General features: G+C 41.3%; 12 protein-coding genes and 1 pseudogene. 3 read left to right on the forward strand and 10 right to left on the reverse strand.

The features are described 5' to 3' along the window. Positions 1-172: 172 nt before the first annotated feature. The 9 genes from VF06_RS39380 to nifH form a co-directional block, all read right to left on the reverse strand. On the reverse strand, positions 173-349 hold the full coding sequence (locus tag VF06_RS39380) for an RHS repeat domain-containing protein (protein WP_180267555.1): 177 nt from the start codon (positions 347-349) through the stop codon (positions 173-175). 79 nt (positions 350-428) lie between these two features. Continuing rightward, on the reverse strand, positions 429-1,118 hold the full coding sequence (locus VF06_RS21245) for a hypothetical protein (protein ID WP_099071337.1): 690 nt from the start codon (positions 1,116-1,118) through the stop codon (positions 429-431). A 21-nt stretch (positions 1,119-1,139) separates the two neighbouring features. Next, positions 1,140-1,829 carry a helix-hairpin-helix domain-containing protein gene (locus VF06_RS21250; protein WP_180267556.1) on the reverse strand — a complete coding sequence of 230 codons (690 nt, stop codon included), beginning with the start codon at positions 1,827-1,829 and terminating at the stop codon, positions 1,140-1,142. Positions 1,830-1,839: 10 nt separating this feature from the next. Next, positions 1,840-2,469: a DUF416 family protein gene (locus VF06_RS21255; RefSeq protein ID WP_099071338.1), complete on the reverse strand. Its 630-nt coding sequence runs from the start codon at positions 2,467-2,469 to the stop codon at positions 1,840-1,842. Positions 2,470-2,884: 415 nt separating this feature from the next. Beyond that, positions 2,885-4,450 (reverse strand): serine hydrolase, encoded by a 1,566-nt coding sequence (locus VF06_RS21260; RefSeq protein WP_099071339.1) that lies wholly within the window; start codon positions 4,448-4,450, stop codon positions 2,885-2,887. A 171-nt stretch (positions 4,451-4,621) separates the two neighbouring features. Further along, positions 4,622-5,362: an RNA methyltransferase gene (locus tag VF06_RS21270; protein ID WP_099071349.1), complete on the reverse strand. Its 741-nt coding sequence runs from the start codon at positions 5,360-5,362 to the stop codon at positions 4,622-4,624. A 127-nt stretch (positions 5,363-5,489) separates the two neighbouring features. Continuing rightward, positions 5,490-6,809 (reverse strand): nitrogenase iron-molybdenum cofactor biosynthesis protein NifN, encoded by a 1,320-nt coding sequence (gene nifN, locus VF06_RS21275; protein ID WP_099071341.1) that lies wholly within the window; start codon positions 6,807-6,809, stop codon positions 5,490-5,492. Between the two features lie 258 nt (positions 6,810-7,067). Beyond that, entirely contained in the window at positions 7,068-8,432 is a 1,365-nt protein-coding gene (gene nifE / locus VF06_RS21280) for a nitrogenase iron-molybdenum cofactor biosynthesis protein NifE (protein ID WP_099071342.1), read from the reverse strand. Positions 8,433-8,811: 379 nt separating this feature from the next. Then, positions 8,812-9,771: a nitrogenase iron protein gene (nifH, locus tag VF06_RS21285; RefSeq protein WP_099071343.1), complete on the reverse strand. Its 960-nt coding sequence runs from the start codon at positions 9,769-9,771 to the stop codon at positions 8,812-8,814. Positions 9,772-10,120: 349 nt separating this feature from the next. Between nifH and VF06_RS39385 the strand changes: the two genes are divergently transcribed. After that, positions 10,121-10,441: a hypothetical protein gene (locus tag VF06_RS39385; RefSeq protein ID WP_143861858.1), complete on the forward strand. Its 321-nt coding sequence runs from the start codon at positions 10,121-10,123 to the stop codon at positions 10,439-10,441. Between the two features lie 223 nt (positions 10,442-10,664). Here VF06_RS39385 and VF06_RS21290 read toward each other — a convergent pair whose 3' ends face one another. Beyond that, positions 10,665-11,855 (reverse strand): XRE family transcriptional regulator, encoded by a 1,191-nt coding sequence (locus VF06_RS21290; protein WP_099071344.1) that lies wholly within the window; start codon positions 11,853-11,855, stop codon positions 10,665-10,667. A gap of 578 nt (positions 11,856-12,433) precedes the next feature. On the opposite strand from VF06_RS21290, the gene VF06_RS21295 reads away from it, so the two are divergent. Both VF06_RS21295 and VF06_RS21300 read left to right on the forward strand, forming a co-directional pair. Continuing rightward, complete coding sequence (locus VF06_RS21295; protein WP_099071345.1) at positions 12,434-12,739, forward strand: PadR family transcriptional regulator; 306 nt, start codon at positions 12,434-12,436, stop codon at positions 12,737-12,739. A gap of 44 nt (positions 12,740-12,783) precedes the next feature. Next, positions 12,784-12,903: pseudogene (locus VF06_RS21300) on the forward strand (M23 family metallopeptidase); the annotation flags it as partial.

Raw genomic sequence — 12,903 nt, forward strand, 5'->3', positions numbered from 1 at the left:
TAAATCACTCAAACATTAATTGAAAATGCAAGAGTGTCGCAATTAAAGCACAAAAACCTTCAACCCAAGTTTTTGCCTGTAACCAAATATCTTTTTATAAAATTTTACTATCAGCAATTCACCCAGTCCCCAGTCAATTGCTATATAAACCTAACAAAAGACCCTCAAAGTCCTAATCGCAAATTGCCAAGTCTATAATCTTACCACAAAACACTTTTGCAAGAGTTCTATTGTCCAAGTCATACCTGAGTTTTTCGCTTGTGCCATCAGGACGAATGGTTTCAATGAGGCGATCGCGTCCATCATAGCAGAACTTAGTTTCGCCTCCCAAGGCATCTATAATGGACACTTTTTTCCCTGACTTGTTGCAGACATAGCAGCTTTGTAGCCTAGCCAAGATTTTGTGTCAAGGACACCATAATTATTTATTAACTGTTATTTAAACCTAATAATTTTTTATTGACGATATCTCGATAAATTTCCAAATCTTCCTGCCAACCTTTGATAAATTCATACAAGCGGTCTCTTTTTTGTGAAGCTGTATTTCCAGAGAGTTCGCAAGCAAAATTTCCAGAAAACATCGCTCCAGGCTGAAACGAATTATCGTTTTCTCGCAAGAGTACGTCTTCAATTTTGATGATGAATTCTCCTTTCTTTGAAGTATAAGCCAAGTTAAGACTAGCTCTAAGGGGCTTGAGACTGCCTTCGTGCCAGTCACCAGGAGCGAGTAAAACAGCCGGAATATAGTGGCGAAAAAGTTTCGTACTTTCTTTTTCAAAACTGAAGAAGCTACTGGGTTCAATCTCTATCGCTTGATAATCGAATTTGTGTAACGTTTTAACCCATTTATCAACTATATTTGGTATTTTTACATCTAAAAGCTTTTTCCCATGTAAATTTTCTGAGAAAGTAACAGCACCGAGGCGCGCTGAAATAACAACATCATTAGTAAATGTAGCTTTTCCAGTTTGAGCGTTAATTTCAGGAGGTCGATCGAATTCCCATTCTTTTGGAATAATTCGACTTTCTTTAAGAAATTTAGATGTGAGAAAACTAGGTACAATTTCTTGAGCAAATAAAGTAATTGCTAATTCTTGAAATTCGGGAATCGGTTTCATAAAAATATTTTTTTATCTGAGTTACGTTTGGACGTAATTGCACTTTGCTGAAAGAGGGCAATCATTACAAAGAGGATTTTTTGCCCTGCAAACCATCGCTCCAAAGTCTAGCAAGGTTAGATTCCATTTGCCAACTTCTTTATTAGGAGCAATTATTTCTGCTGCACCCCAAAGAATTTTACAGCGCGATTTCACTCTTTCTCCTTGCAAGCCAAAGAAGCGTTCGAGGATGCGAGCTACGTTAGTATCGAGTACGGCTAGCGGTTGACTGAAGGCTTGAGAACAAATAGCACGAGCCGTATACTTACCAATTCCAGGTAATTCAAGCAACTGCTTTTCTGAATCGGGGATTTTTCCTCCATACTGCTCTAAGATGATGCGAGCGCACTGGTACAGTCTTTCTGCTCGGAAGTAAAGACCTAAAGGCTCGAGCAGTTCGCTCAATTCATCAATGCTTGCCTTGGCTAAGTTTTCGAGCGTAGGATATTTAAAGAGAAATGCTTTGTAGATAGGAACAACCGTAGCAGCGTCTGTTTTTTGCAGCAGATTTTCTGCAACGAGAATTGCGTAAGAATCGCAAGTCTGCCGCCAAGGAAAATTGCGTAAGTTTTGCGTTGCCCATATAGAGAGATGGTGGCGAAACCATTTAATTTTTGCAGCATCCAAATTTGACACTGCGTTTTCTTGAGATTCTTTAGTCGCACCCTTCACGATTGTTTTCTCAACTTAAATCTAGCAGACTTTTACCACCATTTTCAGAAGAAGTACGCAGCCAGTGTAAAAACTCACCAGTTAAGGTGGGAGTTTCTCGTAAGCGCTGCAAGTCTTCGCTTTGTTTTGCCATTTCTCGTACTGTAAACGGATGGTTGGTAATTACCTCCAATACTTCTTTATGAGATTTTTTGTCCCAATTAGCATTTTCAAACTCGCTCATCTCACAATCTAGGTACTCAAACAAAGTTTCTTCTATATGTTTAGCTACTGAAATAACGTTTGGCGGAGTTGGTTCCAAACATAGTTCTAGAGTACAGCAGATAGCCCATGCTGCTCTTTGCGATTCAGCAGTTTGTTCGTTTTCATAGTCGTAGGGATATGTTTCACAATTAAACAATAACTGGCAAAATCGAGATGTATCGACCACTTTACCCGCTAAAAATTCCCAGATTTCATCCAGTGCTTCTCTCATGGGATCTTGCTCTTTCCAGTCTTGTTCTCTAATTGCTCGCAGGAAGATGTCATAGTTTGGAAACAATCTCTCGCAACAAGCTGTCGCAAACGCCACTCGATGCATAGGTGTAAAAGCTTCTAGTTCTCGCTCCAATATATCGAATTCACCGTACTTTAAATTCATTTTTATAATTTAGTTGTATTTAGAACTTACGCATTGACAGAAAATTGATACTATGCTGTCAAGTTCAATTTCTGTGTTAGGTGTTCTAAAATAAAGTCACGAGCCACTTGAAGAGATAGATTCCGAGAACTTACGCACTATACAAATTTATCATGATATGCATCACGAAAATACACCGTTTAAGGCTTTGATTAATCATTCTTTGATAATGTGTTAACCGTTCTCTAAGGGTAAAGCGCATTGCTAAACCTTACAACAAATGTGGTTTCGCCATTACATATATTTTGTCATTTGTATCAATGTGTAATTCATAAAAATATTCCATAGAAAACTGTTAGCTGTCAACAGTCAACAGTCAACGCTTTAACCTGAAAATTTATTTTTTGCAGTTTCCTATAATTTCCTTTTAAAAAGTTTATCTTGGGGGATAATACTGCGGATTGGTAATTGGAGTTTGATAATTATTTGTAGGTAAAGTATTTCCCATACCATTGGGTACAGGATTAATAAACGGAGCTTGATAACCAGTCATGGGTACGGTGCTTGTGGCAGTGTTGGGTAAAACAGGATTGACAATTTGTGGTTGATAACCGTTGGTTGGTACGGTGCTGATACCACTGCTTGGCGTAACTGGATTTTGGCTAAATTCTTGGTAAGCAGCACGAGAAATTGAGCTAATCAGTTTTTCGGCGCGGGGATCGTTGTTGGGGCGTTTTACCATCACAGCAGCTACGTAGCGCTTACCAGTGGGAACAACAATTAAACCTGCATCTGCCAGCATTGTGCCGATATCGCCTGTTTTGTGATATACTCTTGCACCTGTTCCCAAACCAGATGGTAACAACGAGTCTCGCTGAGTGCGGCGCAAAATATCCAGCATTAAATCCCGTGATGGCATACTGATTAAATTTCCCTGACTAATAATTGCCATCAAATTTCCCAGTTCTTTGGGACTAGTGGTATTTGTTCCTTGCAAATCTGGTAGCTGGTTGCGAATGACTGTAGTTGTTAATCCCCAACTCCGGAAACGCTGGTTTAAAGCATCTATGCCTCCCAGTCTGGTAATCAGCATATTTGTAGCTGTGTTGTCGCTGATGGTAATCATTTTAGTGGCGACTTCCAAAGCTGCGTACTGGGTTCCGGCTGCTTGATATTGCATATTTCCCGAACCGCCTGCAATCATGTCTTGCTGCATGGTGAGCATTTCATCGAGGCGAATTTTCCCTCTGTCCACGTCCTCGAAGAAGGCAATTAGAATCGGGATTTTGATTGTGCTAGCTGCGGGAAAAGTAGTAGAAGCGTTGATATCTACATAATTACCTGTATCCAAATCTACTAAGAAAACTCCGGGGGTGAGACTTTGGTTATTGCTAGCCAAATTTTGTACGGCATTTTTTAACGGGAGAATTTCCTGAGATAAGAGTAGGGTTGAAGGTGCTGCTGGAGGCGTAGGGGTGGGTTGCGCCTGCGATCGCGTCACATTACTATTACCAGATTGGGGTGCTGAATTTGTGGTAATGCGATTAGCCGGGTCTAATACTGACAAGGCTGTGCCGACAATTGCGCCCATACCAACACCTACAATTAACAAGCGCAGTATATACAATATGGTTTTGGCCATTGGCTTTAACCGCGTTTTCCGCGATGAACGCCTGCCAATTTTTGGCTTTTCCATCCGCACCGTTTTAACTGTTGCAACACCCGATTGTGAGGCAGGAATTCTAACTTTAGCAGTTGGTATGGGTTTCACTGCTGTTGGCATGACTAGTTCCGATTTTACCCGGCGTGTAGTCGCTGGGATTTGCCCAGAAGCAATCTGATTTTTTGGGCGTGCTAGGGCTGTTTTACCGGCAACAACTTGCTGCTGGTTGTTGGCTTTCACTTTCTTTGGTGCCACTTTTTGAACTTTTTGTGGACGCTGGCGGCGGTTTAAGGGTTGACGCCGCGAGAAAGCTGTTAGTTCGTCACTCGATTCTGACACTACTACTCCTTGTGACCCACTGGACTGTTTTCTTGCAGACTCCTGACCCAAAACTTAACCGTTGAGCAATATTGATGCTCAAATTCCACTTTGCCACTAAGTAGCATTTTTGTGTTTAGTTTAATATTAAATATTTTGGGGGGGGTGATTGCGTATATATTAAACGAATTATTACAAGTTTTCACTATCGTTGTAAGTTTTCAGTGCCCATTCTACCTGTCGTAAAATTCCTCGTAGCATAGCTACTTCTCCTGTTTGTAGCCCTGCACGATTATACAGCTGACGAAATTTTTCCATGCGACTAGCTGCCGTATGTGGATACAGATAACCAATTTTCAGTAATAGTGATTCTAATTGCTGGTAGTAAGTTTCCACAACATCTAAAGGCGCGAGCTCGCTTTGGGGTGAGGTTTGAGTTTCTCCTGGCTGCGTGCATTGGGATAATTCATAACAGCAGATTGCCACAGCAGTGGCTAAATTCAAGGATAAATAATTTTCACTTGTGGGAATGAAAACAAAGCGCTGGGCGTAATTTAATTCTTCATTGCTTAATCCCCGGTCTTCCCTGCCAAAAATTAAAGCTGTGGGTTGTTCTGGTGTCTCCAATAGCCAAGGTAAGGCAGTGCGGGGATTTTCTAAAGGTATTTCCCAACTGCAAAGGCGACCGGTAGTAGCGATCGCCTTGACACATCCATGTAATGCTTCTGGTAAACTTGCCACTATTACCGCAGATTCTAAAATTTCTTTGGCATGAACAGCCATTTTTAAAGCTTCTGCTGACAAGCGATCGCATTGGGGATTTACTAATATTAAGTTATGTAATCCAAAATTTTTCATTACCCTGGCGATCGCACCGACATTGAGGGGCCCAGCTGGCTCTACCAACACAATTCTTAATCCAGCTAAGCTCATTTTTCCCTCCCCTCCGGCCATCGTATTCAAACTACTTATGCTAAGGTAATTCCAAAAAATAAATTATTCCAATTCAGGTCGTTGACTGTCAACGGTCAACAGTCTTCTATGGAATACTTGGAAATCCCTAACTAACATAGCGCTTAATAACTGTCTCCTGCTCTAAAAACAGGTTACCAATATCAAACAAAACCTCCATCGTACCACCATAGCCAACTTTGGTGAACTGATAGGCATCTAAACGGTCAAAAATGGGAATACCTTGACGATACAGAGGAATTTTTAATCGTTGAGCAATGGCTACTGCATGAGAATTAGTAATCAGCAAATCAGCACCAACCGCTAATTGTTCAAAGTCTTCTAAGTCCCCAATGGTAACACTAGGAATCGGCAGTTTTTCCAATACAGGAGAGCGTGTTGTTGTGACTGCGGCGTGAATTTGCACTCCCAAGGATTGCAAAAAATAAACCATCGACCAAAGTAAATCTGGTTCCAGGGCTAAAGCAACTCGCTTGCAACCAAAGTAAAAATGATTCTCTAACATTACGTGTTGCAACTGACGGCGCTGATGGCGATATTTCTCTGGTACGTTCACACCACTGATATCCGCCAATGCTTGCAAGAATTTATCTACAGCTACTAGTCCCGTGAGTTCGCTAAACACCTCATAAGGAATATTGAATCGCTTTTCTAAAATTTGTGCTGCACCGCGCATACTTTCACCTAATGCCAAAGTGAACGCACAACTGCCCATTGAGCGCAACTGTGCTGTATTTGTACCATTAGCGGCCATGAAACCAGAAGAATCTTCTATGTGACTATCTAGAACGCCAGAAAGGTCTGGTACAACAATTGGTACAAGTCCAAAAGCAGCGACAATTTCTTTAATTTCTTGTACATCCCCAGGAGTGAAAGCAGAACTCGCCAAAATTGTGATTTGTGTGGGACAGGGGTTTGGCGTTGAGGATTTTTGCGGAATTTCCCTAACTATACTCTCCACTGCACTAGCAAAACCATCCTGCAATGTACCTTTAAAATCTGGTGTGGAGACAAGCACAATTGGTAAATAATCTAATTCTGGATGGCGGTGGCGAATTTCTTTTACAAAGCGTTCCATATCATCGCCTCTAGTTTCCACAAGTCCAGTGGTACAAAGACCAATCATTTCTGGTTTCGATTTCTCTACCAAAGTGAGAATTGCTTGTTCAACTCTCTCTTCACCACCCAAAATTGTTGCAACTTCTGTCATTGCTGTGGTGGAAAGGGGAATTGTCTGACGAAAATGTTGCACTAGTACCGTTTTTGTCAAAGCTGTGCAACCTTGGGAACCATGCAATAAAGGCATCATTCCCTTCACCCCTAAAAAGGCTAAGGTTGCACCTATGGCTTGACTTTGCTTGAGAGGATTAACTGCAACTGATGTACTGGTAATGCTCACAATTGCCATGAAATTTGCTCCATGAATTAGTCTCAAATATCAGATATAAGCCCGTTCATTTATGAATGCAAAATAAAAATTTCATTGAAAAAGTAAGAAAGCAAATCATATCATGTCCGCCTAATTACCTATAATAAAAACCTCTTTGCGTCCCCCTTCGGGTTCGGAAGTTTGGACTCGACGGGAACCGCCAAGACTCCAACTTCCTCACCGCGTCCCCGTATCTCCGCGTCAGTCCTAACTATCGGTCTTTAACCGAACCTGAGATCAACTTTCTTCCCACGGAGCGAGTTGTTGTACTTGCTCCCACACAGGATTATAAAAAGTGGCATATAATTCTCGTGCCAGTTCCCATATTCCTGTATAACCCGTATATGCGCGATCGCTTTGTCTATGAATATCTAAAAATGGAATCTTTGCTATGATAGCAGTCTCTAAATAACGAGTTTCGGCAATTAAAATATCAGCTTGATGTTCCTTGATTATCTGCAAAAATTTCTGAGAATTTTCTGATTCTAAAATGATGCTATCTCTACCTAGCAAATCTTTGAGTTTCACTAATTCGTCTTCTGTATTCATTTGAGTACAAATAGCAATAACTTCCATACCTAATTTCTGAGCAGTAAAGATAATTAACCAAGTTTTGAAGTTTTTAATAGTAATAACAATACGTTTTCCTTGCAATTGGCTATGATATAAATTGAGTTTTGCTTCTAAAGCGATCGCTTCTTCTGCAATTAGTTTTTCTGTGCGTTCTACTAAATCAATATCTCCTAAATTTGCCGCAATATTTCTTAAACACTGATTAATTTGCTCTATCCCATAAATAGACTCTTCAATATATGGAATACCATAGACTTTCTGCATTTTTTTGGCTATATTAATTAACGCGTTTGCAGACAACACAACATTGAGCTTGGCATGATGAGCGTAGCAAACTTCTTGATAAAGTGCATCGGCTGTAATTTTTGATAAAACTCGGATACCTAATTTCTCTAACAACGGTAGAAAATTCCAGATTGCACCTGCAATATTGTACTCACCAATCAAGTTAATATCGAATGGTGTAGTAACATCTGGTTTGGCTGTTCCAATAACGTGTTCTAGTAAGGCTTCACCAGCAACCCGGTTACCTCCTTTTTGCCCACCAATGAACCCAGGACAATGCACGGGAATAGTGGGTATTCCTGTTGTTTCTGTAACATCTTTGCATATCCCTTCTATATCATCACCAATTAAAGCAGTAATGCAGGTGGAGTAGACAAATATCGCACTTGGTTTGTAGCGTCTTTGTAATTCTAGAATGCCTTTATATAACTTTTTGGCTCCACCGAAGATAATATCGCTCTCATCTATGTCAGTAGTAAAGCGTATTTTGTACAGCATTGAACCAGAAGAAAGACTAGTGGAATTTCCCCAAATATTAGCAGCACAACCACTAGGGCCGTGGACTACATGAGCGGCATCAGTAATTGGTACTAGGGTAATCATTGCACTATCAAAAGCACAACTTCCTTGAGCGGTTCCAGGCTGCGGTAATTGTGTTGAAGACTTTTTTTTCTGGCGTTGCTGTTGGTTTTCGCCATTAGAGTCACTGAGTGAATCATTGATTTCTCTGGGTTGAGGATTCATTTTTTTTAGTGAAAATAAGTACAAGTGAAGAGATGGTAGCGGAATTAGAAAAATCAGAATAGTGTTAACTGATTGGTAATTTTAGTATCTAAAAAAAAAGGAAATGAGAAAGAGAATTTCTCATTCCCTCAATAACGACCAACCAATTATGAGAAGGAGTAAACAAAAAACACAAGAACTGTTTGAGTGCGTAAATATTAACAGGTTAATCTTTCTCAGGAAAACTTCGATAAGACCCTTGGAATTGATTAATCTGTTAGCTGCACAGAATTAATGCTGATTGACTGATTGCACCTCCATATCGTTTTGATGGGGAGAGAAAGTGAGCTAATTACCCACTTAATTACTTTCATGACTTCAGAAAGTTTGCTGCGAGAAACTATTTTATTTCCACATTGCCTTTAGCAAGTGCTTCTAGTGCTTCGCCTTCAGCATCTTCTTGCTTTTTAGCAGCTTCTTCCGCAGCTATGCTCACACCAACCAAGTTTTCCTTTTGCTCGTCGCTTTCGAGAATACCGTATTCAATCAGTAATTCTTCTAACTCATCCATTTCGATGGGTGTAGGAATAGCAAGATTTGTATTGTTGATAATCTTGTCTGCTAATTTGCGGTATTCATGAGCTTGGTTACTGTCGGGTGCATATTCGTTAACAGTCATCCGACGTAATTCAGCGTGTTGTACGATGTTGTCGCGGGGGACGAAGTGAATCATCTGGGTGCTTAATCTAGCTGCGAGTGTGCTAATAAGTTCGTCTTCCCGGTCAGTTTTGCGGCTATTACAAATCAAACCACCCAAGCGCACGCCACCAGTGTGAGCATACTTGAGAACGCCACGAGAAATGTTATTGGCGGCAAACATCGCCATCATTTCCCCAGAGGTAACGATATAAATTTCTTGGGCTTTCCCTTCACGGATAGGCATAGCAAAACCACCGCACACAACGTCACCCAACACGTCGTAGGATACGAAATCTACACCACTATAAGCACCGTTTTCTTCTAGGAAGTTAATAGCGGTGATAATACCCCGACCGGCGCAACCAACACCAGGTTCTGGCCCCCCAGATTCTACGCATCTGATACCTCGAAAGCCTTCTAGAACAACTTCTTCAAGTTCTAAATCTTCCACTGCGCCTCGTTCGGCAGCCAAGTGGAGTACGGTGGTTTGAGCTTTAGTATGCAAAATCAAACGGGTAGAGTCAGCTTTGGGGTCACATCCGACAATTAAGATGCGTTGACCTACTTCTGCCATAGCGGCTAAGGTATTTTGGGAGGTGGTAGATTTACCAATACCACCTTTACCGTAGAAAGCAATTTGTCTAATTTTTTCGTCGGACATGATGTTTTTTCCTGCAATTGTTGTTTGGTGGGTCTTTTGCTCTTGGGTTCACACTGTTAACTTACAGATGTGACCCAATACTTGTCGGGTTTTGGGGAAAAGGGGAAGGGGAAAGGGGAAAGGGGAAAGAAAAAACCTTTACCCTTTACCCGGTTGGTGAGCTTGTCGAACCATTAACCTTTTCCCAAAACCAAATTCCGAGTTGAAAATGCACAAAGCGAGCAGTATTGAAATGTGACCTCGTTAGAGACTGCGTGTTGAGGTACACGCCGGAGGCGGGCTGCGCCTACGCTCTACACGAAAAACATTTACTCTTGAATACATAAGATTCGTGGTGAAATTTTGGGCTATGATTGTTCTGACTTCATGGCAGAAGTGCATCAAAAATGTACGGTTTGAAATGATGCGTCACGGTACATTTGTGAATCTGACTCGAAGTTTAGATATGCTTTTTGTAGAACCCTGTCGCAGAAATATTGCAAGTATTACCAGACTCTTATATCTTGTCCGCCTAATTACCCATAATAAAAACCTCTCCGCGTCCCCCTTCGGGTTCGGAAGTTTGGACTCGACGGGAACCGCCAAGACTCCAACTTCCTCACCGCGTCCCCGTGTCTCCGTGTCAGTCCTAACTATGGGTCTTTCACCGAACCTGATATTAGTTGTATGAATCCAGTTGAACACTTATTATTGACATTGGTGTAAAGACACAAAGGTGGAGAAAGATTTTCATCACAACTGAAGCGGACATCAGATATCAGATGATTTCTGTGGAAATACAAATAATACCACTTCAAAATCTCAAAATTTATTAAAGCGATCGCCACAGGAATTGAAATTTACGCAAAGTGTTTCCCAAAACCACACAACCAACCTGACAAAAGCAATCGACTTTAAACGCTTGCTACAATTTCCCCGATTTTGCTGATATCGTAGCCACCGAGAATTTCAAATTGTGAGTGAACCATTCGATGTCCCAAAGTACTGAGCAACTGCTGTACTGGTGCTTCTTCTAGATATTCCTTGAGAATCACTAAATCGTATCTTGATTGATGTAGAGGGATAAATCCCAGCCCAAAGGCGGTAGCCACAGATGCGGTACTTATACCTGCATCCACAACTCCTAATGCTACTGCTTGGGCAACATCTTGGTGGCTTTGAACAATATAGTCAAACCCTTTAACATCATGAAACGGTATCTGTTGTTCTTGGAGTTTTTGTTCCAATAGTAAACGAGTACCAGCACCCGTTTCACGGTTAACAATACTCGCTTTCCGTTCCACTAAATCATTTGCTGTTCTAATTCCCATTGGGTTACCAGGTTTGACTAAAAATCCTTCTTCCCAAACACCCAAGGTAATCAAAACTGCTTTCCTTCCAGCCAAAACATCTCGAACAAAAGGAGTATTATACTCGCCAGTCTCAGTATCGTAGAGGTGCATCCCAGCAATGTGGGCCTCTCCTTTGCATAGACTGTGTAATGCAGACATGCTATTGGCAAAGTTAAATTGCACCCGTAATTGGGGATGCCAGCGTTCAGTTGCTCTAGCCCACAGCGAAATCACAGGCGCACAGCCAGCAATCACAACTGTGTTGTGCAGTGTTTCCAGATTATCGTCCAACAGCCGGACTTTAACTTTATTTGTATCTGTTTGACGCTGACTCTCTCCCTCCGGGTGAAGCAGTTTGCTTATGCCTCTTAAGCCGTCCACCGCAATTGCTTCACCATCGGCGGGAATCATATCTTGGCGAAACGCATCTTTGCCAATTAAGGGATAAGCTACCCATTGTCCTGCTACCCTAGCCAAGCTGACTCGCGTTTGTTGTTCCAAGGGCACAGGTTTAGCTAGCACTGCTTCAATTTCAGGTAAATCCCGCTCTAACCAGAATAGATCCTCTACTTGACAGCCAAGTGCCTTTGCTAGGCGCAGTGTTATGGCCACTGAGGGAGCGTATTGTCCCGATTCTACACCACTGATAGTTTGACGAGTCACACCAGCTAGATTTGCCAAGTCTTGTTGGCTCATGCCTAGACGAGTTCTTATTGACTTCAAGTTGTTACGGAGATCGTTATCCTGCTTCATTGGCTTGAGCTACTTTCAGTTTCAAAAAGCCGAGCGCGGATTTAACTTAACATCTTGCCAAGGGGAAACTGTGTTCATATCATTCCTCTTAGACAAGATAATTGTGCTTTCGCTGTTTTGATTCCCTATATTCACAGAATATCACAATATTTGCAATTTTCCTGGCAAAGCGCAATTTTTTTTGCTGGAGATTATTTTTTAGCCCTTGATTATCGCTCAAAACTCCCTAATCATCAATAACAGGGCGGGTTTACCAAAATCCTCATTAATAATATTTATCAACCCGCCCCTATGCTTAAACCCCTTGCGGTATCTAAAAATATATCTGTTATTTACTAACTAAGTTGGTAAAATTTAGAATGAGTTAAATCAGGTAATTGATGCAATAACCTTCTTGTATAGCAGTTAAAGCATGGTTTAGGGCATAAACTAATCGTCAAACCCCGACATCAACAGATTTTCCGGCATGTTGCTGTTCCCTGCCACAGCAATTATGCAGGCTACCTGCGGAAAATCCAAGAGTTCCTAGCCTGATATAAGCGAAAATAAAATTCTAAGTGTTGCAAAAATCTTATCCAATGGATGGAAGAGAATTTTACTCTAGCTTAATTCGGCTTCATATTCTACATCATGCAGTCAAAGAGCCGATTTTTGGGCTGGCTATTATTGAAGAACTGGCATGTCACGGCTATAAACTCAGTTCTGGAACACTGTACCCAATGCTGCACGATATGGAGCGTAAGGGATATTTACATTCTGTTGAAGAGAGATCGGGGCGGCACAGCCGACGCTTGTACAGAACTACCGAATTAGGAAAAACGACTTTAGAAGATGCCAAAGAAAAGGTAAAAGAATTATTTGGCGAATTGTTTGAGAATTCGTGAATTTAATACTGGAGATTTTCTTTTGAGCAACAAAGTAGCTGAGGACTCCTATTGTTGCTGCTGCATCAGGTACAGTTATGAAAGCAGGTTGGGATAATTGGGGATTAGGCAATGCCATAACTATTAAACATCCTGATGGCAGTGTTACTGTTTATGGTCACAAT

This window comes from Nostoc linckia z4 (assembly GCF_002608075.1).
Taxonomy (GTDB): Bacteria; Cyanobacteriota; Cyanobacteriia; order Cyanobacteriales; family Nostocaceae; genus Nostoc; species Nostoc linckia.